Below are 22,741 nucleotides of genomic sequence, written 5' to 3' on the forward strand. Positions count from 1 at the left end.
GCGCCGTGTGTGCCGCGTGAGGAAAGCTTCCTCCGGGCACTATGGGAGGGGACACCGGACCCCGGGGGCCTGCAACACGGAAGGGACTCTTGTGTTCAAGACCGTATTGATGATCGAAAAGGCGCTCTCCGACGCCGACGTGGAGCTGGTCACCACGCTCCACGGCGAGGAGAAGGTCTCGTTCGTCGTCCTGATGCAACCCCGTGGCAAGACGGACGAACTGCTGCGCGCCCTTGACGACGTGGCCCTCGGTCATCTCGACAAGGCGGTGCACGAGCGCGAGGAGCCGGGCGGCCCGAGCGTGGCGGGGGAATCGCTCGAGCACAGCCTGCGCCACCTGCGCCAGGCCGGCGCCGAGGCGGTCGGCAAGGTGGTCGAGGACCACCCGCTGGACAGCCTGCGGGCCGTGGTCGAGGAGACCGGGGCGGACGAGGTGCTGGTGCTCACCGCCCCGCACTTCGTGGAGGAGTTCTTCCACCGCGACTGGGCCTCCCAGGCCCGGCACAAGGTGGGCGTCCCAGTGCTGAAGCTGTTCGCCAGCGAAGCCTGAGGCGGTCGGCGAGAACCGCCGGTTGGTGCAGAATCGTCCTTGCGGGCAGGCCCGCGAGGACGATTCGCCACTCACTTCGCCACTCACTACGGAGCACTCCCTTGAACGACGCCGCCCACGACCTGCACGCCCCGCACTTCATCGGCATCGGCGGGGCCGGCATGTCCGGTCTGGCGAAGATCCTGACGGTGCGCGGCGCCAAGGTCTCCGGGAGCGACTCCAAGGAGTCCGAGACCGTGCTGGCGCTGCGCGCGCTCGGCGCCGCCGTAGGGGTCGGCCACGCCGCCGAGAACGTGCCGGAGGGCGCCAGCTGCATCGTGGTCTCCAGCGCGATCCGGGCCGACAACCCCGAGCTGGCCGCGGCCCGCGAGCGCGGCATCCCGGTGGTGCACCGCTCCGACGCGCTGGCCGCGCTGATGGGCGGGCGCCGGGCCCTGGCGGTGGCCGGCACCCACGGCAAGACCACCACCACCAGCATGCTCGCGGTCTCGCTGGCCACCCTCGGCCTGGACCCGTCCTACGCGATCGGCGGCGATCTGGACGCCCCCGGCTCCAACGCCCACCACGGCGCCGGCGAGATCTTCGTGGCCGAGGCGGACGAGAGCGACCGCAGCTTCCACAAGTACGCCCCCGAGGTGGCCATCATCCTCAACGTGGAGCTCGACCACCACGCCAACTACGCCTCGATGGACGAGATCCACGACTCCTTCGGGGCCTTCGTGCGGCGGATCCAGCCCGGCGGCACGCTGGTGATCTCCGCCGACCACCCCGGCGCCCGCGAGCTGACCGCCCGGGTGCTCGGCCTGGACGGCCTGAGCATCGTCACCGTCGGCGCCGCCGAGGACGCCACCGTGCGGGTGCTGTCGGTCGTCCCGCGCGGGATGACCAGCGAGGTCACCGTGGAGCTGGAGGGCGCCGAGCTGAGCTTCACCGTCTCGGTGCCGGGCCGGCACTACGCGCACAACGCGGTGGCCGCGCTGGCCGCCGGGATCGCGCTCGGCGTGCCCGCCGAGGAGCTGGCCGAGGCGCTCGGCTCGTACACCGGCGTGCGCCGGCGGCTGCAGCTCAAGGGCGAGGCCGCGGGCGTCCAGGTGATCGACTCCTACGCGCACCACCCCACCGAGATGACCGCCGACCTGGAGGCGATCCGGGAGGCCGCCGAGGGCCGGCTGCTGGTGGTCTTCCAGCCGCACCTGTTCAGCCGCACCCAGCAGCTGGCCGAGGAGATGGGCCAGGCACTGGCGCTGGCCGACGCCTCGGTGGTGCTGGACATCTACCCGGCCCGCGAGGACCCGATCCCCGGCGTCACCAGCGATCTGATCATCGAGGCCGCCCACCGCGCCGACGCCGACGTGACCGCCGAGCACGATTTCGCCGCCGCCCCCGCGCTGCTGGCCGGAATGGCCAAGCCGGGCGATCTGGTTCTCACCATGGGAGCCGGGGACGTCACCAACCTCGGCCCGGCGATCCTGGAGGAGCTGGCCCGATGACCTACGAGATCAACAAGACCGAGGCCGAGTGGCGCGAGCAGCTCAGCCCGCAGGAGTACCACGTGCTGCGCGAGGCCGGCACCGAGCGGCCGTTCGTCGGCGAGTACACCGACACCAAGACGGTCGGCGTGTACGGCTGCCGCGCCTGCGGGGCCGAACTGTTCAGCTCCGAGACCAAGTTCGACAGCCACTGCGGCTGGCCGTCCTACTACGCGCCGCTGGCCGAGGACCGGGTCGAGTACATCGAGGACAGCTCGATGGGCATGCGCCGGGTCGAGGTCCGGTGTGCGCGCTGCGGCGGCCACCTGGGCCACGTGTTCGAGGGTGAGGGCTACGGCACCCCGACCGACCAGCGGTACTGCATCAACAGCATCTCGCTGACGCTGCGGCCGGCCGAGAGCGACTGAACGAGGGCGACCGGACGGGAGCGGGGCGAGGCGATCTCGTCCCGCTCCCGTCCAGTGCCCCGCAGGTCGGCCGCGCCGACCGTGGAACCTATTTTCGGCCCGGGTGCGACCGACCCGGTGGTCCGAACCGTCCTGGTGTGCAGAGCCCCGCGCAGGAGCGGGTCCGCATGGCCGGCGTGCGGTTGACCACCAGAGGAAGCAACCGAAATGAACGAGGAAGTCGAGTTCCACTCCGACGAGTTCCACAGCACGCTGGCCACCGAGCTGGCTGCGCTCGGCGCGCCGCCGCTGGGTGACCTGGTGGGCCAGGCCACCCGGCGCGGGCGTCGGCAGCGGCGGTGGCGGACCGGGGCGGCGCTCGCCGGTTCGGTGGCCGCCGTCGGCGTCACGGCCGCACTGCTGGTCGGGACACTGGGTGCCGCGGGAGGCAACGGCAAGCAGCCGAACGAGCTGGCCGCGGCAGCGGGTCCGTCCGCCGCCGCGTCACCGGGCACCGCCGGCAGCGCGGCGGCCTCCACCACCCCCGGCCCCGCCGGGTCGGCGAGTGCCTCCGCCGCCGGGTCGGCTGCTCCGTCGGCCACCCCGTCGGCCGACCCCGGTCCGCTGGTCGAGGCCAGCCCGGCCGGTCTGCTGGCCGCTGTGCTGAACTCCCTGCCGGACGGGGTGACCACCGACCACTACGCCGCCAACCCGAAGCGGACCCTCCCCGACGGCTCGGTCCTGACGCCGGCCGTCCGCACCTTCGTGAACACCCCGAGCGGCACCGGCCAGATCATCGTCACGGCGTACAAGGACGACCCCGACAACCCGCTGAACTGCAAGCCGAGCCCGAAGGGCTCACCGTTCGTCGACACCTGCCTCCAGGACGCCAAGGGCAACCTGGTCCAGGTGGAGACCAACTCCACCAACTGCATCCAGGCGACCGCGATCACGGTCCGCCGGGCCGACGGCGTCGACGTCAGGATCGACATCGGCAGCTGCCTGGCCTCGGACAGCGGGAAGAACCCGCCCGCCGTCCCGGCCCTGACGCAGGACCAGGCCGTGGCCCTGGCCGACAACCCGGCGATCGGCCTCACCATGCCGAAGGCCTTCGTCGAGGGTGCCGACGCGAAGTACCCGAATCTGCCCACCATGTGACGCACCGTCACCGCCGCGGCCCCGGGACGGGGCCGCGGCATCCCCTTCAACCCCACCGAAACCGGGAGCCGATGGTGCGCAACGAAGCCGATTTCACCGCTTTCGCCGAGGCGAACGCCACCCGCCTGCGACAGATCGCCTACCTGATGTGCCGGGACTGGCACCTGTCCCAGGACCTGACCCAGAGCACGCTCACCAAGATGTACCTCGCCTGGAAGCGGCTCTCCCGCCAGGGCGGCGACCCGTTCGCCTACGCCCGCAAGGTGCTGCTCAACACGCTGCTCGACCACAAGCGGCTGCGCAGCACCGGTGAGCTGGCGGTGGACCAGCTTCCGGACCGCCCGCAGCACAGCGACCCGACGGCCGAGCGGCTGACCCTGCTGAACGCCCTGGCGCTGCTCCCCCACCGGGACCGGGCGATCGTCCTGCTGCGCTACTGGGAGGACCAGAGCGTGGAGCAGACCGCCGAGACGCTGGGGGTGAGCACCTCGGTGGTGAAGTCGCAGAGCAGCCGGGCGCTGGCGCTGCTCCGTACCCAACTCGGCGAGCACCGCGAACTGCTCTTCAGCTGAGCCGGTAAACCCGGCCGGTAAGCCCGGCCGGTAGTCCCCCCGGTGTGGCGGCCGGACAACAGCGATCGCGCCGCGGTCACGATTCGGTATCGCGCGACCGGTTTGTCCTGCCAGGACGGGCATCGGCGGTCTACAACAGGGCCCATGTGGTTGCTCTTCCTGGTCCCGGCCTGTGTCGTCGCGGTGCTCTCCTGTCTGCGCCTGGTGCGCGCGGCGGCCACCGCCGACGCGATGGCGGGACTCACGGACGAGGAGTCGGAGTCGGAGTCGGTGGCGATCGGGCTGTACGAGACGGCGTACCTGGCCGGCGGGCCGCGCCGGGTGGTGGACCTGGCGCTGGTGCTGATGACCGGGCGGGGCCGGCTGCACCTGGCGCACACCGGCTGGACCACGGTGGTCGACCCGCAGGGCCGCAGCCGGCTGGAGCGGGCGCTGATCAGCGAGATCGGGCCGGACGGGCAGTGCCGCACGGCCGAGCTGCGCGAGTCGCTGAGCGGGCACCCGACGGTGACCGAGATCGGGGTGCGGCTGTCGCTGGCCGGGCTCGCCACACCGGCGGGGGTGCGCGAGAGCACGGTGCTGGCGGTGCGGCAGGTGCGCCAGGCGCTGCTGCTCGCGGTGCTGCTGCTGACCGCCGCGCTGACCCTGACCTGGCCGGGCGACGGCGGTACGCCGGCCACCCTGGCCTGGTTCTCGCTGCCGCTGATCCTGACCACCGGCACCCTGCTGATGGCCCGGGTGGACGTGCATCCCTACACCCGCTGGGCGGCGCCGGCCGGGCTCGAGCTGCTGCGCGAGATCCGCGTCCCGCAGCAGCTGGGCACCGGCCGGCAGCCGGTCGATCCGGCCGGTGACGCCGAGCGGCGGCTGCTGACCGCGGTGGCGATCGAGGGCACCGAGGCGCTGCCGGACGCCCGGCTGCGGGCGGCGCTGCGCGGCTGAGAGACCCGCGCAGCGCCCGCCGGACCGGTCAGGCCAGGCCGTTGAGCAGCTCGCTGACCGGCTTGCGACGGCCGGTGAAGAACGGGACCTCCTCGCGCACGTGCAGCCGCGCGCGGGACGGGCGCAGGTCGCGCATCAGGTCCACGATCCGGTGCAGCTCGTCCGCCTCGAAGGCGAGCAGCCACTCGTAGTCGCCCAGCGCGAACGAGGCGACGGTGTTGGCCCGCACGTCGGGGTAGCCGCGGGCCATCTGGCCGTGCTCGGCCAGCATCGCCCGGCGCTCCTCGTCGGGGAGCAGGTACCACTCGTAGGAGCGGACGAACGGGTAGACGCAGACGTACTCGCGGGCCTGCTCGTCGGCCAGGAAGGCCGGGATGTGCGACTTGTTGAACTCGGCGGGGCGGTGCAGCGCCATGTTCGACCAGACCGGCTTCAGCAGGCGGCCCAGTCGGGTGCGGCGGAAGCGGTTGTACGCCTCCTGCAGGTCGTCGGACTTCTCGGCGTGCCACCAGATCATCAGATCGGCGTCGGCGCGCAGGCCGGAGACGTCGTAACTGCCGCGAACCGTCACGTCCTTGGCGGCGAGCTGCTCGAACAGCTCGTCGACCTCGGTGGCCAGCGCGGCGCGGTCCTCGGGGAGCGCGTCCTTGAGCTTGAACACCGACCACATGGTGTAGCGGATGACCTGGTTCAGGTCGCGGGCCTTCTTCTTCTGCGGCTGCTGCTCGGTGGTCTCAGTCATGCCCTCATTGTCCCTTCCGTACCGGCCGCGCCCGGCGCCGGGGTCAACAGAACGTCGACGGCGCGGCGGGCACTGGCGATGCAGGCCGGGATGCCCACGCCGTCGTAGGCCGCGCCGGCCAGTGCCAGGCCGCCGAGCTCGGCCGCCCGGGCGCGGATCCGGGCCACCCGGTCCTGGTGGCCGACGGGGTACTGCGGCAGGCCGGCCCGCCAGCGGGTCACCGTCGTGGCGTACGGCTGGGCGGTCAGGCCGACGGCCTCGCGCAGGTCGGCGAGCGAGCGCTTGACCAGCTCGGCGTCGTCGAGGTCGAGGGCCGCCTCCTCGCGGTAGCGGCCGAGCGAGGTGCGCAGCAGGAAGGTCTCGGGGGCGGCGCGGTCCAGCCAGCCCCACTTCTGGCTGGAGAAGGTCGCGGCCTTGATCGCGCGGCCGTCCACCGGCGGGACCAGGAATCCGCTGCCGGGCGGCGGGGCGGGCAGGTCGGCGCGGTGGAAGGCCATCGTGACCAGCGCCATGCCCGCGTACTCGATCCCGGCCAGCTCGGCGGCGACCGCCGGTGCCGCCTGGGCCAGCAGCTCGGCGGCCACCGGTGCGGGGGCGGTGAGCAGGACGGCGTCGAAGGCCCGGCCGTCCACCGACCAGCCCTCGGGGGTGCGACGCAGCTCGCCCACCGGGTTGTTGCGCCGCAGTTCCACGCCTGCCCGCTCGCAGGCGGCGGCGACCGCGACCGGCAGGGTGCCGATGCCGCCGCGCAGGCCCTGGAAGACCGGTCCGCCCGCCTGCGGCCGGTCCAGCAGCCGGTGCACGCCCTCGACCAGTGAGCCGCCGCCCTGGGCGACGGCGAGCAGCTGGGGGACGGCGGCGCGCAGCGAGATCTCCTCGGCCCGTCCGGCGTAGACGCCGCCGAGCAGCGGTTCGATCAGCCGGTCCACCACCTCCTGGCCGAGCCGCTCGGCCACGTAGGCGCCGATCGCGACATCCGTGCCGAGTTCGGCCGGCTGCTCGGCCCGCACCCGGGCCAGGCCCTGTTCGGTCAGCACGCCGGAGGCGGCCAGCGCGTCCAGGTCGCCCGGTACGCCCATGAGTTGGCCGCCGGGCAGCGGGCGCAGCGCGCCTCGGGTCCAGACGGCGGCCTTGGCGGTGCTGGGCGGCTCCAGGAAGTCGGCCAGGCCGACTTCCCGGGCGAGCTGGACGGCCTCGGGGCGGCGGGCGAGCATCGACTCGGCGCCCAGGTCGACCTGGACCCCGCCGACCTCGCCGGTGCGCAGCTTGCCGCCGAACCGGTCGGTGGCCTCGAAGACCGTGACCGCCGCCCGGGGCGAGCCGTCGGCCACCCCGGCGAGCTGAGCGGCGGCGGTGAGGCCGGCGATGCCGCCGCCGATGACCGCGACCTTGGGTAGTGCTTCTGCCATGCTCCGCAGTCTCGCACCCGCCGAGGGGCGGACCTGGGTGCGGGGTAGGGGTAGCGGATGGTGTTCGTTCTGTGATCGGTTCGCAACCGGAGAGGTGAAACCTCGTCAACTACCGGCCCGTCCAAGGGTGGACGGATTCACCGGCAACGGGGAGGGACACCACATGGAGCATCGGGCAAGAGCCGCCGCCGCACTGGCCGTGGCAGCAGTCATCGGGGTGGCCGGCTGCAGCGCGGGCAGCTCGTCCCACGACAGCGCGGCGGCGCACGGGGCCTACCCGGCCCCGGCCGCAGGCACGGGCGGCGGTGTGGGCGGGGGCGCGGCGACCGGCGCCGCCAAGGTCCCGGGCGCCGCCGGGACCCCCGCACCCGTCCCGAGCGCGGCCGCCGACCGCGCGATGGCCTACACCGGCAAGCTCGACCTACAGGTCGACGACGTCACCACCGCACTGACCCGGGCCCAGGACCTCGCCACCGCCCAGTCCGGCTACGTGCAGCACGAGAACGCCGCCGGCGACACCGCCGAGCTGGTGCTGCGCATCCCGTCCGCCTCCTTCGCGGGCGCGCTGGACCAGCTGGCCGCGCTCGGCAAGGTGCTCGACCGCACCTCCCAGGCCGACGACCTGACCGAGCAGAAGGTGGACCTGGACAGCCGGGTGAAGAGCCAGCAGGCCAGCGTGGACCGGGTGCGGGCGCTGATGCAGGACGCCAAGACGCTGGCCGACGTGGTCTCGTTGGAGAGCGAGCTGAGCAAGCGCGAGGCGGACCTGGAGTCGCTGCAGCGCCAGGCTCAGGAGCTGGCCGGCAAGACCTCGCTCTCCACCGTCACCCTGGAGCTGAGCACCAAGCCGACCCCGGCCGCCCCGCCACCGGTCCCCGCCGCGCCGGCCAAGCCCGGTTTCTGGGGCTCGATCGGCCACGCGCTGGGCGGCGGCTGGCACGTGCTGGTCGCGGTGCTGCACGGTCTGCTGGTCGGGATCGCCGCGCTGACACCGTTCCTGCTGGTGCTCGGGCCGCTCGGCTGGGCGCTGCGCTGGTTCCTCCGGCGCCGTCCGGACCTCGACCGGCGTCGGCCGCGCCCCGCCCCGGCGGAACCGGCGGAACCGGCCGAAGCGGGCGAAGCGGGCGAACCGTCCGAGGCGGGCGGCGCACCCGCCGAGTGATCAGCGCGCGCTGGCCTCGTGCACGAAGGCCACCAGACGGGACAGCGCGTCCGGGTCCATGCTCGGCATGACGCCGTGGCCGAGGTTGAAGATGTGACCGCTGGTGCCCAGCGCGGAGGCCGCGTGCAGCACCTCGCGGGCCTTGGTCTCCACCACCTTGGTGGGGGCGAAGAGCACCGCCGGGTCGAGATTGCCCTGCAGCGCCTTGCCGGGACCGACCCGGCGGGCCGCCTCGTTGAGCGGCACCCGCCAGTCGACGCCGACCACGTCCGCGCCGGCCTCGCCCATCAGTCCGAGCAACTCGCCGGTGCCGACGCCGAAGTGGATCCGCGGCACGCCGTACTCGGCCACCGCGTCGAAGACCTTGGTGCTGGCCGGCATGACGGAGCGCCGGTAGTCGTCCGGCGCCAGCGAGCCGACCCAGGAGTCGAAGAGCTGCACCGCGGAGACACCCGCATCGAGCTGCACCTTGAGGAAGCCGGCGGTGATCACCGCGAGGCGGTCCACCAGCTGCGCCCACAGCTCGGGCTCGCCGTACATCATGGCCTTGGTGCGCTCGTGGCTCTTCGACGGGCCGCCCTCGACCAGGTAGCTGGCCAGCGTGAACGGCGCGCCGGCGAAGCCGATCAGCGGGGTGGCGCCGAGCTCGTCGACCAGCAGGCCGACCGCCTCGGTGATGTAGGGGACGTCGTCCGGCTCCAGCGGGCGCAGCCGCTCGAGGTCGGCGGCGGTGCGGATCGGGTCGGCGATCACCGGGCCGATGCCGGGCTTGATGTCGACGTCGATGCCGACCGCCTTGAGCGGGACCACGATGTCGCTGAAGAAGATCGCCGCGTCCACCTTGTGCCGGCGCACCGGCTGCAGGGTGATCTCCTTGACCAGCTCGGGCCGCATGCAGGACTCGAGCATCGGGATGCCCTCGCGCACCTTGAGGTACTCGGGCAGCGAGCGCCCGGCCTGCCGCATGAACCAGACCGGGGTGTGCGGCACCGGCTCGTGCCGGCAGGCACGCAGGAAGGCGGAGTCGTGCGCGGCACTCCGGCGCGCGGAAGGCTGGGCTGCGGTCGTCTCACTCACCCGGCCATCCTCCCACGCGCCAGGCGCCCCAATGGCGCGGCCCACTCGTGGGATAGTCCAACGACGACCCGGTGAGCTGCGTGCCGGTCCTTAGGGAACTGCCGGGCAGGGCCTAGTCTTCAGCTCATGGCATCGGTCGGTGGGAACCCCTCGCAGCACGGCGGAACGGGCAAGGAGTCGGCGCCGATGGGGTTCCGCAACGCGATCGAAGCGCTCGCGGGCACCTCGCTGCGCCCGGAGGTTCGGCTCTCCCCCACCCCCGCGCCCCGGCGGCTGGCCCCGTACAGCTGGGCGGTGACCGCCGAGGTGGAGGTGGACGGCGAGGAGCTGGCCGACGGCCGCTTCGTGCTGCTGCACGACCCGGCCGGCCAGGAGGCCTGGCACGGCGAGTTCCGGGTGGTCACCATGACCCGGGCCGAGCTGGAGCCGGAGATCGCCGGCGACCCGATGCTCGGCGAGGTGGGCTGGGCCTGGCTGATGGACGCGCTGCAGGCGCACGGCGCGGGCTATGCCGAGCCGGGCGGCACGGTGACCCACTGCGCCTCGCAGTACTTCGGCGCGCTGGCCGAGCGGCCGGCCTCCACCGAGATCGAGCTGCGGGCCTCCTGGACGCCGGCCGACGGCCGGTTCGAGCGGCACCTGACCGCCTGGGCCGACCTGCTCTGCGTCTGTGCGGGGCTGCCGCCCTCGGCACCCACGCCCCTGCCGCTGCCTGACGCGCCGTCACTCGGCGGAGTGGTCCCGATGCCGGCCCGGCGCCGTCCGCGCTCACACTGAAGGCTGACGGGCCCGCGACCCCGCCGAACCCGGGTACCTCCTGCTCACAGGCCATTACGGGTCGTCAACTAACGACCTCTGGCTGACCGTTTCGTATCGATCACATTCGATTTTGACCGACTTCTGGGCATGTCGTATCAGTCGTCCGCTCGAAATGTCCGTATTGTGACTCACTAGATCGTGATCATTCGCTAAAGCCGGGCACGGATGATGCCGAAGCAGTCTGTGACCCTTTCCACACGCGGAACACTCCGACTCCTTCGCCCATCGGGGTTCCGTCCGCCACTCCCCTCAGGAGGCACGGTGTCGGTCCTGCTAGAGCACCCCGCAAACGTGGTCGCCTACCGTCCGACCAAGCCCACCGCGATGGTGGTGATCGCCGACCCGCGGGTCCGCAACACCGTCACGCGTCATCTGTGGGCGCTCGGTGTGCGCGACGTCATCGAGGTGTCGTCGATCGCGGAGGCCCGGCCGCGGGTCTCCACCCCCCGGGACATCTGCGTGGCCGATGTCCACCTGCCGGACGGGTCGGGGCTGACCATCCTGGCCGAGACCCGCGCGGCGGGCTGGCCCAACGGCCTGGCGCTCTCCGCGGCCGACGACATCGGCGCGGTGCGCAGCGCGCTGGCCGGCGGCGTCAAGGGCTACGTGGTCACCGGGACCCGGACCAATGTGGCGCTGCCCGGCCGTCCGGGACTGCCGCTGGGCGCGGGCGGCCTGGCGGGCCGGATGCGCCGTCCGGGGATCCCCGGCGCGCCCGGCCACGTGGGTGCCCCCGGGGCTCCCGGCGCGCCCGGTGTGCCCGGCGCCCAGCCGGCCGCCTACCGGGAGCTGTCCGGCCGCGAGGTCGAGGTGCTGCGGCTGGTCGCGGAGGGCCAGTCCAACAAGGCGATCGGCGTCGCGATGGGCCTGTCCGCGCTGACCGTGAAGAGCCACCTGGCTCGGATCGCCCGCAAGCTGGGCACCGGGGACCGGGCCGGCATGGTCGCGGTGGCCTTGCGCACCGGCATCATCCACTGAACGGCGACGGCGGTCCGGAGGAACGTTTCCTCCGGACCGCCGTTGGCATTCGAGCTGGTCCACGCCTGACGATCAGGGTCGGCCCCGCAAGGCTCGTCGTACCCTAAGGGGGTGACCGACGCCGCAGAAGCCATCGCCCTAGAGACCACCCCGGTGCCGCTGCTCGAACCCCGGGAGGGTCTGCCACCGGTGGTGGCCGACGAGACGGCGCTGGCCGCCGTGGTCGCGGCCTTCGCGAAGGGCACCGGCCCGGTCGCGGTGGACGCCGAGCGGGCCTCCGGTTACCGCTACGGCCAGCGGGCCTATCTGATCCAGCTGCGGCGGGCCGGCGCCGGCACCGCGCTGATCGACCCGATCGCCTGCCCCGAACTCGGCGGGCTCGGCGAGGTGCTCGCCGACGCCGAGTGGGTGGTGCACGCGGCCACCCAGGACCTGCCCTGCCTGGCCGAGGTCGGGATGCGCCCGCAGCGGCTCTTCGACACCGAACTGGCCGGCCGGATCGCCGGGTTCGCCCGGGTCGGGCTCGGCCCGATGACCGAGAACGTGCTCGGCTACAGCCTGGCCAAGGAGCACTCCGCGGTGGACTGGTCGACCCGTCCGCTGCCCGAGCCCTGGCTGCGGTACGCCGCGCTGGACGTCGAGGTGCTGGTCGAGCTGCGCGACGCGCTGGAGGCGGAGCTGACCGAGCAGGGCAAGCTGGAATGGGCACTGGAGGAGTTCGCGGCGATCGCCGCGGCCCCGCGCCCCGCGCCCCGGGTGGACCCGTGGCGGCGCACCTCCGGGCTGCACAAGATCCGCCGGCGGCGGCAGCTGGCCGCCGTGCGCGAGCTGTGGCAGGCCCGCGACCGGATCGCCCAGGACCGCGACGTGTCGCCTGGGCGGGTGCTCTCGGATGCCGCGATCGTGGCCGCCGCGCTTGCCATGCCTACTAATTTGCAAAGTTTGCAAAGCCTGCAGGGCTTCGGACCCCGCGTGCACCGGCGCCAGCTGGAGCAGTGGCTGGGCGCCCTGGACCGGGCCCGGGCGATCCCGGAGGCCCAGCTGCCGCCGGCCGCCGCACCGCACGAGGGCCCGCCGCCGCCGCGCGCCTGGGCCGAGAAGGACCCGGTGGCCGCCGCCCGGCTCTCCGGCGCCCGGGCCGCGATCAGTGAGCTGGCCGAGCAGCTGAAGCTGCCGGCCGAGAACCTGATCACCCCCGAGCTGGTCCGCCGGGTCTCCTGGGAGCCGCCCACCGAGATCACCGCCCCCGCGGTGGCCGGAGCGCTGCGCACCCTCGGCGCCCGCCGCTGGCAGGTCGAGCTGGTGGCCCCGGTCGTCGCCGAGGCCTTCACCAAGGCGGCCACCCCCAGCGAGTGAGCTCACGCAGCGGCCCACGGGCCACCGGGTGACACACGTGGCGCGGGACACATCCGAGTGCACGGGCCCTGCCCTGGGCAAGTTGGTTACCGACCAGTAGCATGGCCGGTGAAGCAGCGCTGCTCGTTTGCGAGCGCGGATCTGCGCACCATGTCATGTCCCCTGGGAGGAGAGCCCCCGTGCCTCGTACCGCGAGGGACGTCGTCTTCGTTGACGGCGTCCGCACCCCGTTCGGCAAGGCCGGCCCGAAGGGCATCTACCACGAGACCCGTGCCGACGACCTGGTCGTCAAGTGCATCCGGGAGCTCGTGCGCCGCAACCCGAACCTGCCCGTCGAGCGGATCGACGAGGTCGCCGTCGCGGCCACCACGCAGATCGGCGACCAGGGTCTGACCATCGGCCGCACCGCCGCGCTGCTGTCGGGCCTGCCGAAGTCGGTCCCCGGCTACGCCATCGACCGGATGTGCGCCGGCGCGCTCACCGCCGTCACCACCACCGCGGGCGGCATCGCCTTCGGCGCGTACGACATCGTCGTCGCCGGTGGCGTCGAGCACATGGGCCGCCACCCGATGGGCGAGGGCGTGGACCCGAACCCGCGCTTCGTCTCGGAGAAGCTGGTCGACGAGTCCGCCCTGTTCATGGGCATGACCGCGGAGAACCTGCACGACCGGTTCCCGCACCTGACCAAGGAGCGCTGCGACGCCTACGCGGTGCGCTCCCAGGAGAAGGCCGCCAAGGCCTACGCCAACGGCGACATCCAGCCCGACCTGGTGCCGATCGCGATCCGCAACACCAACCCCGAGGTCGGCGAGACCGGCTGGGGCCTGGCCACCGTGGACGAGCCGCTGCGCCCGGGCACCACGATGGAGTCGCTGGCCAACCTGAAGACCCCGTTCCGTCCGCACGGCAACATCACCGCGGGCAACTCGGCCGGTCTGAACGACGGCGCCACCGCCTCGCTGCTGGCCGCGGAGGACGTGGCCGAGGAGCTCGGCCTGCCGGTCAAGATGCGCCTGGTCTCGTACGCCTTCGCCGGCGTCGAGCCCGAGGTGATGGGCATCGGCCCGGTGCCGGCGACCGAGAAGGCGCTGGCCAAGGCCGGTCTGACGATCGACGACATCCAGGCCTTCGAGGTCAACGAGGCCTTCGCGATCCAGGTGCTGGCCTTCCTGGACCACTACGGCATCGCGGACGACGACGAGCGGGTCAACCCGTTCGGTGGCGCCATCGCCTACGGCCACCCGCTGGCCTCCTCCGGCGTGCGCCTGATGAACCAGCTGGCCCGCCGCTTCGAGCAGCGCCCGGACGTCCGCTACGGCCTGACCACCATGTGCATCGGCTTCGGCATGGGCGGCACCATCATCTGGGAGAATCCCCACTTCGAGGGTGGCAAGTGACCATGACCAACACCACTGATCTCCTCAAGCGCGGCGCCGAGCTGTTCCCCGGCGAGGTCGTCACCACCGCGCACGTGCGTCACCTGGACCTGCCGCTGCAGGCCGGCAAGCTGGCGCTGATCACCCTGGACAACGGCTTCGACCACACCAAGCCGACCACCTTCGGCCCGGGCTCGCTGCTCAAGCTCTCCGAGGCGCTGGACCAGGTCGAGGCCGAGGCCGCCGAGGGCAAGGTGGTCGCCGTCGCGATCACCGGCAAGCCGTTCATCTTCGCGGTCGGCGCCGACCTCAAGGGCGTCGAGATCCTCAAGGAGCACGCGGACGCGCTGGCCATCGGCAAGGGCGGCCACGAGGTCTTCAAGCGGATCGCCGCGCTGCCGGTGCCGAGCTTCACCTTCTACAACGGCGCCGCGATGGGCGGCGGTGTCGAGGTCGGTCTGCACTGCACCTACCGCACCGTCAGCTCCGGTGTGCCGGCCTTCTCGCTGCCCGAGGTCTTCCTCGGCCTGGTCCCCGGCTGGGGCGGCTGCACCATCCTGCCGAACCTGGTCGGCCCGGCCAACGCGGTCAAGGTCATCATCGAGAACTCGATGAGCCAGAACAAGCAGCTCAAGGGCAAGGAGGTGTTCGAGCTCGGTATCGCGGACGCGATCTTCGAGCCGGCCGACTTCCTGGAGCAGTCGCTGCTGTGGGCCGCCCAGGTCCTCAAGGGCGAGGTCACCGTCGAGCGCCCGGAGATCGACCGCGGCGACAACTGGGACCAGTGCATCGCCTGGGGTCGCGCGGTCGCCGACGCCAAGGTGCACGGCGCCGCTCCGGCCGCCTACCGCGCGCTGGACATCATGGCCGCGGCCAAGGACGGCGACCTGCAGGCCGGCTTCGACGCCGAGGACGTGGCGCTGGCCGACCTGATCATGGGCGGCGAGCTGCGGGCCGGCATCTACGCCTTCAACCTGGTGCAGCGCCGGGCCAAGCGCCCGTTCGGCGCGCCGGACAAGTCGCTGGCCCGCCCGGTCTCCAAGGTCGGCGTGGTCGGCGCCGGCCTGATGGCCTCTCAGCTGGCGCTGCTCTTCGCCCGCCGCCTCGAGGTGCCGGTGGTGCTCACCGACATCGACCAGGAGCGGATCGACAAGGGCGTCGGCTACGTGCACGCCGAGATCGACAAGCTGCTGGCCAAGGGCCGGGTCAACGGCGACAAGGCGAACAAGCTCAAGGGCCTGGTCTCCGGTCACCTGGACAAGGCCACCGCCTTCGGTGACGCGGACTTCGTCATCGAGGCCGTGTTCGAGGAGATGGGCGTCAAGCAGAACGTCCTCGCCGAGCTGGAGGCCGTGGTCTCGCCGACCACGATCCTGGCCACCAACACCTCCTCGCTCTCGGTCAGCGAGATGGCCTCCAAGCTCCAGAACCCGGAGCGGGTCGTCGGCTTCCACTTCTTCAACCCGGTCGCGATCCTGCCGCTGCTGGAGATCGTCCGGGCCGAGAAGACCGACGACGGCTCGCTGGCCACCGCCTTCGCGGTCGCCAAGAAGCTGAAGAAGACGGCCGTGCTGACCAAGGACGCCCCGGCGTTCGTGGTGAACCGGATCCTGACCCGCTTCATGGGCGAGATCCAGAACATCATCGACGAGGGCACCTCCTTCGAGACCGTCGAGCAGGCCGTGCTCCCGCTGGGTCTGCCGATGTCCCCGATCGCGCTGCTCGAGCTGGTCGGCCCGGCCATCGCGCTGCACGTCTCGGAGACCCTGCACGGCGCCTTCCCGGAGCGGTTCACCGTCTCCGAGAACCTCGCCAAGGTGGTCAAGGCCGGCAAGCGCGGCTTCTACATCTGGCAGGACGGCAAGCAGGTCCTCGACCCCGAGGTGCTGGCGCTGCTCTCCTTCGGCGACTCCGTGCTGACCGAGGAGCAGGTCCGGACCCGGGCGCTGGACGCCGTCGCGCAGGAGATCGGCCTGATGCTGGACGAGGGCGTGGTCGGCGAGGCGCAGGACATCGACCTGTGCATGATCACCGGCGCCGGGTGGCCCTTCCACCTGGGCGGGATCACCCCGTACCTGGACCGCGAGGGCGTCTCCGAGCGGGTCACCGGTAAGAAGTTCCTGGCTCCCGGCCTGGCCAGCATTCCGGCCTAAGGTTCAGCCGCAGCACACCTAAGGTTCAGCCGCAACACGAAGGGCGCCTCTCTCCGACCGGAGGGAGGCGCCCTTTCGGCTATACAGTAAATCCGGACAAAGCGCATAATACCGTTAGGCCAAGCGAGTCAGACTTGCACACCCGAAGGAGGCGAGTCGTATGGCCGACGTCTCACATCGAGCCGGTGATCTCCGCACGCATCCGGACATCGCGGAGATGCGGACCCGGTACGCACGCATGATGGACGGACCGCAGGGAGTAGCCGTCGACGGACTGGTTGTCCTCGCGGGCCTGTACCTGGCCATCTCGCCCTACGTGGTGCACTTCAGTGCCGCCAGTCACGAGCTGGTGATCTGCAACCTGATCCTGGGAATCGGCATCGCCGCGCTCGGACTCGGTCTCACCCTCGCCCCGGCCCGGATGTTCGGGCTGACCTGGGCGATGGCCGCGACCGGCGTGTTCCTGATCATCTCCCCCTGGGTGGTGACCGTCGGACACACCGCGACCCGGGGCATGATCTGGAACCAGGTGATCGTGGGCGGCCTGACCTGCCTGCTCGCCTTCACCGCGGCCGGCATGGTGATGGGTACTCGTCGCCGAAGCTGACCACTCACCCGCAGACCTGCTCGGCCGTCGCGGCCGGGCAGGTCACTCTTTCGGCGGATCGCCCGCGGACTTCTTCAGCAGCTCACTTCAGCAGCTCACTTCAGCGGGTCACTTCTTGAGCTGGTACACCATGGTGTCGCCGTAGGCGCCCACCACCTGGTAGCGGCTGTCCAGCAGGTTCTGGATCTCGTGCACCAGCGACGGCTGGTAGGGCGCGTTGCCGGAGTCGTCCACCACGATCTCCGGCAGGCCGTTGGTGACCAGGTCCTTGTCGAAGGTCTGCCAGGCGTCGGCGACGCTGTACTGCTCGCCGACGTTCTCGGCACCCTTGCCGCCGCTGAAGTTGGTCAGGAAGCCGGCGGTCAGGTAGCGGGAGGCAGGCTTCCGGTCGGCCAGCCAGTAGAGCTCCGGGTGCATCCCCCAGACCAGCATGCTGTCCTGCGGCTTGGAGCGTTCGGCCACCGCAGTGGCCACCTGGGTGGTCTGGCTGAGCTGCTCCCCCGGCCAGGCCATGGCCAGCGTCCAGAAGGCGGCGGCCGCGGCGGTGCTGTAGACCAGCACCGGCTTCCAGCGCACCGCCGAGGTGGAGACCGCGCCGACGCCGAGCAGCACCAGCGGCGGCATCAACTGCAGGTAGTAGTGGCCGAAGAAGTGGAACCCGGTGGCCACGGCCACCGCCGAGGAGGCCAGCCAGACCCACAGGTCGCCGACCGATCCGTGCGCCTCACCGCGGGTCGGCAGCGCGCTGCCGGTCCGGTGGCGCATCCAGAGCCGGTGGCCGAGCGGGAAGAGGAAGCCGAGGCCGGCGGCGAGCAGGATGGCCGAGTTGCCGAGCGCCCGGCCGATCATCTGCAACCAGTCGCCGCCCAGCGAGGCGTAGTCGCCGCTGCCGGTGACCACCCAGAACAGGAAGCCCTTGGGCTTGGTGAGGATCGCCGCGACCAGCGCTATCGGCAGCGCGAAGCCGAAGGCGACCTTGGCGGCGGCCGGCCGCCAGCGTTCGCCGCGGTGCCGGGCGTCCTGCCAGAGCATCCAGAGCACCGGCAGCAGCACCGCGCCGCCGGTCTGCTTGGTCAACGAGCAGACCGCCACCGCGATGCCGGCGGCCAGCCAGCGGCGCCGCTCGGCGTAGCGGAAGGCGGCCACCATGGCGGGCAGCATGAAGACCTCGAAGGTGGCCGCCTGGGTGTCCTCCGGGGAGAGCCCGATGGAGACCATCAGGTAGAGCGCGCCGGCCGCGGCGCCGGCCCGGTTGCCCCAGCGGCCGCGGGCGATCGAGGCCAGCAGGATCGCGGTGACCAGGTGGGCCACGATCGCCAGGGTGCGCAGCGGCCAGAGCGAGAGCGAGCCGAAGATCGAGAAGCAGGCCTCGTAGAGCCAGGGCAGCAGCGGCGGCTTGCGGTCCACCACGGTGTCGTAGAGCACCCCGCCGCTGGCCAGCATCCGGGCCTGGGTGGCCAGGTAGCCCTCGTCGGGGCTCCAGACCGGCCGCATGAAGGAGGGGATGTGGGTGACCACCGCGAGCAGCGCCAGCACCGGGACCAGCCTGCTCCAGTACCCCGCGCGGATGCGGTCGACCAGCCGCCCGGCCGGCGAGGTGGCCGGTGTGGCCGGCTGGGCGGGGCGCACGGGGCTTGCGGTGTCGGTCGGCACGAGGGGCACCCTACCGGGCGGGCCGGAGCGGCACAGCGCCCATACCGGCCTTGGTTATGACCGTCACTTTGTCAGACCACTGACCTCGACACCGATGTCCAGCCGGGAGACCAGAGCGGTCACCTGGCGGGCGATGTCGGTGGCGGTCAGGCCGATCTCGGCCAGGATCTCCTCGCGCTTGGCGTGGTCGAGGAACTCCTGCGGGATGCCGAAGTCGCGCAGCGGCAGGTCGATCTCGGCGTCCCGCAGTGCCTGGGCGACGGCCGAGCCGACGCCGCCGGCGCGCCCGTTGTCCTCGACCGTGACCACCACCCGGTGCTCGGCGGCCAGGCCGGGCAGCGCGGCGTCCACCGGCTTGACCCAGCGCGGGTCGACCACGGTGGCGCTGATGCCCTGGGCGTCCAGCAGTGCGGCGGCCTCCAGGCAGAGCGGGGCCAGCGCGCCGACCGAGACGATCAGCACGTCCGCGCGCTTCTCGCCCTCGGGCGCGGACTCGAGCGAGCCGTGCAGCAGGTCCATCCCGCCGATCCGGCCGAGCGAGGCGACCGCCGGGCCGACCGAGCCCTTGGAGTAACGGACCACCGTCGGCGCGTCCTTGACCTCGACGGCCTCGCGCAGCTGGGCGCGCAGCTGCTCGGCGTCACGCGGGGCGGCCAGTCGCAGGCCGGGGACCACCTGCAGGATCGACATGTCCCACATGCCGTTGTGCGAGGCGCCGTCGGTGCCGGTGACGCCCGCGCGGTCCAGCACGAAGGTGACGCCCAGCTTGTGCAGCGCGACGTCCATCAGCACCTGGTCGAAGGCCCGGTTGAGGAAGGTCGCGTAGACCGCGACCACCGGATGCAGACCGGCGGTGGCCAGACCGGCCGCCGAGACCGCCGCGTGCTGCTCGGCGATGCCGACGTCGAAGGTGCGCTCCGGGAAGGCCTTGGCGAACGGCGCCAGGCCCACCGGGTGCAGCATCGCGGCGGTGATCGCCACGATGTCCTTGCGCTCGCGGCCGAGTTCGACCATCTCCTCGCCGAAGACCGAGGTCCAGTCCTTGCCGGAGGTCTTCACCGGCAGACCGCTGTCGGGGTGGATCACGCCGACCGCGTGGAAGCGGTCCTCGTCGTTGTTGAGCGCCGCGTGGTAGCCGCGGCCCTTCTCGGTGATGCAGTGCACGATCACCGGGCCGCCGAAGCCGCGGGCCTTGCGCAGCGCGGACTCCAGGGCGGTGATGTCGTGGCCGTCGATCGGGCCGAGGTACTTCAGGCCGAGGTCCTCGAACATGCCCTGCGGGGCGATGAAGTCCTTCAGGCCCTTCTTGGCGCCGTGCAGCGCGCCGGCCAGCGGCTGGCCGACCACGGGGGTGCGCTGCAGCGCGTCCTTGCCCCAGGTCAGGAAGCGCTCGTAGCCCTGGGTGGTGCGCAGCGTGCTCAGGTGGTTGGCCAGGCCGCCGATGGTCGGCGAGTAGGAGCGCTCGTTGTCGTTGACCACGATCACCACCGGGCGGTCCTTGCCCTCGGCGATGTTGTTGAGCGCCTCCCAGGCCATGCCGCCGGTCAGCGCGCCGTCGCCGGTGACCGCGACCACCGGGCAGTCCTGGTGGCCCAGCAACTGGTTGGCCTTGGCGATGCCGTCGGCGTAGCCGAGCACGGTGGAGGCGTGCGAGTTCTCGATCACGTCGTGCTCGGACTCGGCCCGGGACGGGTAGCCGGACAGGCCGCCCTTCATCTTCAGTCGGCTGAAGTCCTGCCGGCCGGTCAGCAGCTTGTGCACGTAGGACTGGTGCCCGGTGTCGAAGAGGATCCGCTCGCGCGGCGAGTCGAAGACCCGGTGCAGGGCGATGGTCAGCTCGACCACGCCGAGGTTCGGGCCCAGGTGTCCGCCGGTCTTGGCGACCTCTTCGATCAGGAAGCCACGGATCTCCTCGGCGAGGGCAGTCAGCTGCCCCGGGGTGAGCCGGTCGAGATCGCGCGGTCCCCGAATGCGGGTCAGCAGGGGCACCCGTTCCTCCTCTTTCGGTACGTGTCCCGGCAGGCTTACGGCCTGCCCGGCTGGTCGAGTCTAATGTCCGCCTCTCGGACAGCTTGCGCCGGGAGGGGCGCGCAAAAGCGAGGGACACGCCCCCTGACGGTGGCGTGTCCCAGCTCACTGCGCGAATGTTCAGCCTCGGCCGGAGGACTTCTGGGTGCGGCGGGAGACCGAGTCCAGGACCACCGCGGCCAGCAGCACCGCGCCGGTGATCATGTACTGGATCGACTGGCTGATGCCCTGCAGGTCCAGGCCGGTGACGATGGACTGGATCACCAGCATGCCCAGCAGCGCCGACCAGGTCTTGCCCCGGCCGCCGAACAGGCTGGTGCCGCCGATCACGGCCGCCGCGATCGAGTTCATCAGCACGTTGCCGCTGCCCAGCTGCTTGTCCGCGAAGCCGGCCTGCGAGGCGATGAACAGACCGCCGACCGCGGCCAGACCGGCCGAGATCATGAAGACCGAGATCCGCACCCGGGCCACGTTGATGCCGGCCCGGCGGGCCGCCTCGACGCCGCCGCCGACCGCGAAGACCTTGCGGCCGTAGGAGGTGCGGCGCAGCACGAAGTCGGTGACCACCACGACACCGAGGAAGACCACCAGCGCCAGCGGCAGGCCGCGGTCCTGGTTGAGGGTGTAGGCGGCGCCGAAGGCGAGCGCCGCCAGCAGCACGGCGCGCAGCACGATCTCGCTGGACGGCTTGGCCGGCAGGCCGGCCTGGCGGCGGTTCTTGGCGCCCAGCAGCGCGGCCACCAGGTAGCCGGCGACCGAGACCGCGGCCAGGCCGTAGGCAGCGGCCACCGAGTCGAAGAAGTAGTTGTCCAGGTTGGCGACGAAGCCGTCCGGGATGTTGTTGAGCGTCCCGGTGTTGCCCATCACGTAGCCCTGCAGACCGCTCCAGGCCAGCAGGCCGGCCAGCGTCACCACGAAGGCCGGCACGCCGATCTTGGCGAAGAAGAAGCCGTGCAGCGCGCCGATCAGCAGCGCCGCGACCACGGCTATCGCGGCCGCCAGGTACTCGTTGACGCCGTGCTGGATGGAGAGCACCGCCGAGACCGCGGCCGAGACGCCGGCCACCGAGCCGAGCGACAGGTCGATCTCGCCGAGCAGCAGCACGAAGACGATGCCGACCGAGATCAGGCCCGGGCCGGCGATGTAGAGGGTGATGTTGGACAGGTTGCCGGCGGTGAGGAACTTGCCGGTCAGGCCCTGGAAGATGGCGGCGATCAGGACCAGGCCGAGCACCACGGGCAGCGAGCCGAGGTCGCCGCTGCGCAGCTTGCGCTGGAACTCGGAGAGGTAGCCGGCCAGGCCCTGCTCGCGGACCAGCAGGCGCGGGTCGACCGCGGGGATGGGGGCGGACTCGGAGGTCTCGGTCACCGTAGAAGCCTTCTGGGTGGTGGCGTGCTTGCTCACTGGTTCGCCTCCGCGTTCGCGTGAACGGTCGCGTCCGCGACGCGGGCCTGACGTCGGGTCACCGCGTTGTCGGTGGCGCCGGTGATGGCCGAGATGATGGTTTCGTGGCTGGTGGTGGCGACCGGGAAGACGCCGTTGTTGCGGCCCAGTCGCAGCACCGCGACCTGGTCGGCCACGGCGCGCACGTCGGCCATGTTGTGGCTGATCAGGATCACGCCGAGGCTGCGGTCGCGCAGCCGCTCGACCAGGTCGAGCACCTGGGCGGTCTGCTCGACGCCCAGCGCCGCGGTCGGCTCGTCCAGGATCACGATCTTCGGGTCGCCGATCAGCGCGCGGGCGATGGCGACCACCTGGCGCTGGCCGCCGGAGAGCGCGGCCACCGGGATCCGCACGCTGGGGATCCGGATGGACAGGGTGTCGAGCAGTTCCTTGGCCTTCTTCTCCATGGCCACCTCGTCGAGGCGCCCGCCGCGGACCAGCTCGCGGCCGAGGAAGAGGTTGGCGACCACGTCGAGGTTGTCGCAGAGCGCGAGGTCCTGATAGACCGTCGCGACGCCGAGGGCCTGGGCGTCCTGAGGGCGGTTCAGGTGGACCGGCCGACCCGCCCACTCGATGGTTCCCTCGTCGATCGGGTGCACCCCGGCGATCGTCTTGACCAGGGTGGACTTGCCGGCGCCGTTGTCGCCGACCAGCGCGACCACCTGGGAGGAATGCACCTCCAGGTCGACACCGGTCAGCACCTGGACGGCGCCGAAGCGCTTGGAGACTCCGCGCAACGCCAGTACGGGTGCGTCTGTCTGGACCATGGTTGTGGGCTCCGTGGGGAGTTGGGGGCGCGGCTCAGTCGGTCTCGCGCGGGGCAAAGCGGGGCCGGCCGGG

The 22,741-nt window shown here is 71.9% G+C and carries 20 protein-coding genes; 13 read left to right on the forward strand and 7 right to left on the reverse strand.

Going from position 1 to position 22,741, the window contains the following annotated elements:
* Positions 1–91: 91 nt before the first annotated feature.
* The 6 genes from BR98_RS10585 (at position 92) to BR98_RS10610 (ending at position 5,098) form a co-directional block, all read left to right on the forward strand.
* The gene (locus tag BR98_RS10585) at positions 92–550 is read left to right on the forward strand and encodes an indole-3-glycerol phosphate synthase (protein ID WP_083976248.1); all 459 of its coding nucleotides are present in this window, start codon (positions 92–94) and stop codon (positions 548–550) included.
* Positions 551–672: 122 nt separating this feature from the next.
* Positions 673–2,040, forward strand: a complete 1,368-nt coding sequence (murC, locus tag BR98_RS10590; protein ID WP_035843943.1) for a UDP-N-acetylmuramate--L-alanine ligase — start codon at positions 673–675, stop codon at positions 2,038–2,040.
* A complete protein-coding gene (gene msrB / locus BR98_RS10595) occupies positions 2,037–2,447 on the forward strand; it encodes a peptide-methionine (R)-S-oxide reductase MsrB (protein WP_035842024.1) in 411 nt (136 codons plus the stop codon). The genes murC and msrB overlap by 4 nt, the downstream gene beginning before the upstream one ends.
* Positions 2,448–2,654: 207 nt before the next feature.
* Positions 2,655–3,584 (forward strand): hypothetical protein, encoded by a 930-nt coding sequence (locus tag BR98_RS10600; RefSeq protein ID WP_035842026.1) that lies wholly within the window; start codon positions 2,655–2,657, stop codon positions 3,582–3,584.
* A 71-nt stretch (positions 3,585–3,655) separates the two neighbouring features.
* Positions 3,656–4,156 (forward strand): SigE family RNA polymerase sigma factor, encoded by a 501-nt coding sequence (locus tag BR98_RS10605; RefSeq protein WP_035842029.1) that lies wholly within the window; start codon positions 3,656–3,658, stop codon positions 4,154–4,156.
* Between the two features lie 144 nt (positions 4,157–4,300).
* Positions 4,301–5,098 carry a TIGR04222 domain-containing membrane protein gene (locus tag BR98_RS10610; protein ID WP_035842031.1) on the forward strand — a complete coding sequence of 266 codons (798 nt, stop codon included), beginning with the start codon at positions 4,301–4,303 and terminating at the stop codon, positions 5,096–5,098.
* A gap of 28 nt (positions 5,099–5,126) precedes the next feature.
* On the opposite strand, the gene hemQ is transcribed toward BR98_RS10610, so the two are convergent.
* Together hemQ and hemG are read right to left on the reverse strand one after the other, a co-directional pair.
* Positions 5,127–5,840: a hydrogen peroxide-dependent heme synthase gene (gene hemQ, locus BR98_RS10615; RefSeq protein ID WP_035842034.1), complete on the reverse strand. Its 714-nt coding sequence runs from the start codon at positions 5,838–5,840 to the stop codon at positions 5,127–5,129.
* The gene (hemG, locus tag BR98_RS10620) at positions 5,837–7,249 is read right to left on the reverse strand and encodes a protoporphyrinogen oxidase (protein WP_035842036.1); all 1,413 of its coding nucleotides are present in this window, start codon (positions 7,247–7,249) and stop codon (positions 5,837–5,839) included. The genes hemQ and hemG overlap by 4 nt, the downstream gene beginning before the upstream one ends.
* A gap of 163 nt (positions 7,250–7,412) precedes the next feature.
* On the opposite strand from hemG, the gene BR98_RS10625 reads away from it, so the two are divergent.
* A complete protein-coding gene (locus BR98_RS10625) occupies positions 7,413–8,411 on the forward strand; it encodes a DUF4349 domain-containing protein (RefSeq protein WP_035842039.1) in 999 nt (332 codons plus the stop codon).
* Here the strand turns inward: BR98_RS10625 and hemE are convergent, their stop codons facing one another.
* A complete protein-coding gene (hemE, locus tag BR98_RS10630; protein WP_035842041.1) occupies positions 8,412–9,488 on the reverse strand; it encodes a uroporphyrinogen decarboxylase in 1,077 nt (358 codons plus the stop codon).
* Between the two features lie 126 nt (positions 9,489–9,614).
* On the opposite strand from hemE, the gene BR98_RS10635 reads away from it, so the two are divergent.
* The 6 genes from BR98_RS10635 (at position 9,615) to BR98_RS10660 (ending at position 16,777) form a co-directional block, all read left to right on the forward strand.
* Positions 9,615–10,265: a DUF3000 domain-containing protein gene (locus BR98_RS10635; RefSeq protein ID WP_035842042.1), complete on the forward strand. Its 651-nt coding sequence runs from the start codon at positions 9,615–9,617 to the stop codon at positions 10,263–10,265.
* 303 nt (positions 10,266–10,568) lie between these two features.
* Positions 10,569–11,285, forward strand: a complete 717-nt coding sequence (locus BR98_RS10640; RefSeq protein ID WP_035842044.1) for a response regulator transcription factor — start codon at positions 10,569–10,571, stop codon at positions 11,283–11,285.
* A gap of 111 nt (positions 11,286–11,396) precedes the next feature.
* Positions 11,397–12,641: an HRDC domain-containing protein gene (locus tag BR98_RS10645; protein WP_035842047.1), complete on the forward strand. Its 1,245-nt coding sequence runs from the start codon at positions 11,397–11,399 to the stop codon at positions 12,639–12,641.
* 179 nt (positions 12,642–12,820) lie between these two features.
* A complete protein-coding gene (locus BR98_RS10650; RefSeq protein ID WP_035842049.1) occupies positions 12,821–14,038 on the forward strand; it encodes a thiolase family protein in 1,218 nt (405 codons plus the stop codon).
* Between the two features lie 2 nt (positions 14,039–14,040).
* Entirely contained in the window at positions 14,041–16,170 is a 2,130-nt protein-coding gene (locus BR98_RS10655) for a 3-hydroxyacyl-CoA dehydrogenase NAD-binding domain-containing protein (RefSeq protein WP_035842052.1), read from the forward strand.
* Positions 16,171–16,330: 160 nt separating this feature from the next.
* Positions 16,331–16,777: an SPW repeat protein gene (locus BR98_RS10660; protein ID WP_035842055.1), complete on the forward strand. Its 447-nt coding sequence runs from the start codon at positions 16,331–16,333 to the stop codon at positions 16,775–16,777.
* Between the two features lie 108 nt (positions 16,778–16,885).
* Here BR98_RS10660 and BR98_RS10665 read toward each other — a convergent pair whose 3' ends face one another.
* The 4 genes from BR98_RS10665 to BR98_RS10680 all read right to left on the reverse strand — a co-directional run bounded on the left by BR98_RS10665 (position 16,886) and on the right by BR98_RS10680 (position 22,668).
* On the reverse strand, positions 16,886–18,439 hold the full coding sequence (locus BR98_RS10665; RefSeq protein WP_407639430.1) for an ArnT family glycosyltransferase: 1,554 nt from the start codon (positions 18,437–18,439) through the stop codon (positions 16,886–16,888).
* A gap of 54 nt (positions 18,440–18,493) precedes the next feature.
* Entirely contained in the window at positions 18,494–20,419 is a 1,926-nt protein-coding gene (gene dxs / locus BR98_RS10670) for a 1-deoxy-D-xylulose-5-phosphate synthase (protein ID WP_035842058.1), read from the reverse strand.
* Positions 20,420–20,578: 159 nt separating this feature from the next.
* Entirely contained in the window at positions 20,579–21,862 is a 1,284-nt protein-coding gene (locus BR98_RS10675) for a sugar ABC transporter permease (protein ID WP_035842061.1), read from the reverse strand.
* Positions 21,859–22,668 carry an ATP-binding cassette domain-containing protein gene (locus tag BR98_RS10680; protein WP_035842064.1) on the reverse strand — a complete coding sequence of 270 codons (810 nt, stop codon included), beginning with the start codon at positions 22,666–22,668 and terminating at the stop codon, positions 21,859–21,861. The genes BR98_RS10675 and BR98_RS10680 overlap by 4 nt, the downstream gene beginning before the upstream one ends.
* Positions 22,669–22,741: the final 73 nt, after the last annotated feature.

The sequence above is a fragment of the Kitasatospora azatica KCTC 9699 genome, from assembly GCF_000744785.1.
Lineage (GTDB): Bacteria > Actinomycetota > Actinomycetes > Streptomycetales > Streptomycetaceae > Kitasatospora > Kitasatospora azatica.

Excerpts from the sequence above, each read along its gene's own strand:
- msrB (WP_035842024.1), top strand. The coding sequence starts at position 2,037 with ATGACCTACGAGATCAACAAGACCGAGGCCGAGTGGCGCGAGCAGCTC.
- BR98_RS10600 (WP_035842026.1), top strand. The coding sequence starts at position 2,655 with ATGAACGAGGAAGTCGAGTTCCACTCCGACGAGTTCCACAGCACGCTG.
- BR98_RS10605 (WP_035842029.1), top strand. The coding sequence starts at position 3,656 with ATGGTGCGCAACGAAGCCGATTTCACCGCTTTCGCCGAGGCGAACGCC.
- BR98_RS10610 (WP_035842031.1), top strand. The coding sequence starts at position 4,301 with ATGTGGTTGCTCTTCCTGGTCCCGGCCTGTGTCGTCGCGGTGCTCTCC.
- hemQ (WP_035842034.1), bottom strand. The coding sequence starts at position 5,840 with ATGACTGAGACCACCGAGCAGCAGCCGCAGAAGAAGAAGGCCCGCGAC.
- hemG (WP_035842036.1), bottom strand. The coding sequence starts at position 7,249 with ATGGCAGAAGCACTACCCAAGGTCGCGGTCATCGGCGGCGGCATCGCC.
- BR98_RS10625 (WP_035842039.1), top strand. The coding sequence starts at position 7,413 with ATGGAGCATCGGGCAAGAGCCGCCGCCGCACTGGCCGTGGCAGCAGTC.
- BR98_RS10635 (WP_035842042.1), top strand. The coding sequence starts at position 9,615 with ATGGCATCGGTCGGTGGGAACCCCTCGCAGCACGGCGGAACGGGCAAG.
- BR98_RS10655 (WP_035842052.1), top strand. The coding sequence starts at position 14,041 with ATGACCAACACCACTGATCTCCTCAAGCGCGGCGCCGAGCTGTTCCCC.
- BR98_RS10660 (WP_035842055.1), top strand. The coding sequence starts at position 16,331 with ATGGCCGACGTCTCACATCGAGCCGGTGATCTCCGCACGCATCCGGAC.
- BR98_RS10680 (WP_035842064.1), bottom strand. The coding sequence starts at position 22,668 with ATGGTCCAGACAGACGCACCCGTACTGGCGTTGCGCGGAGTCTCCAAG.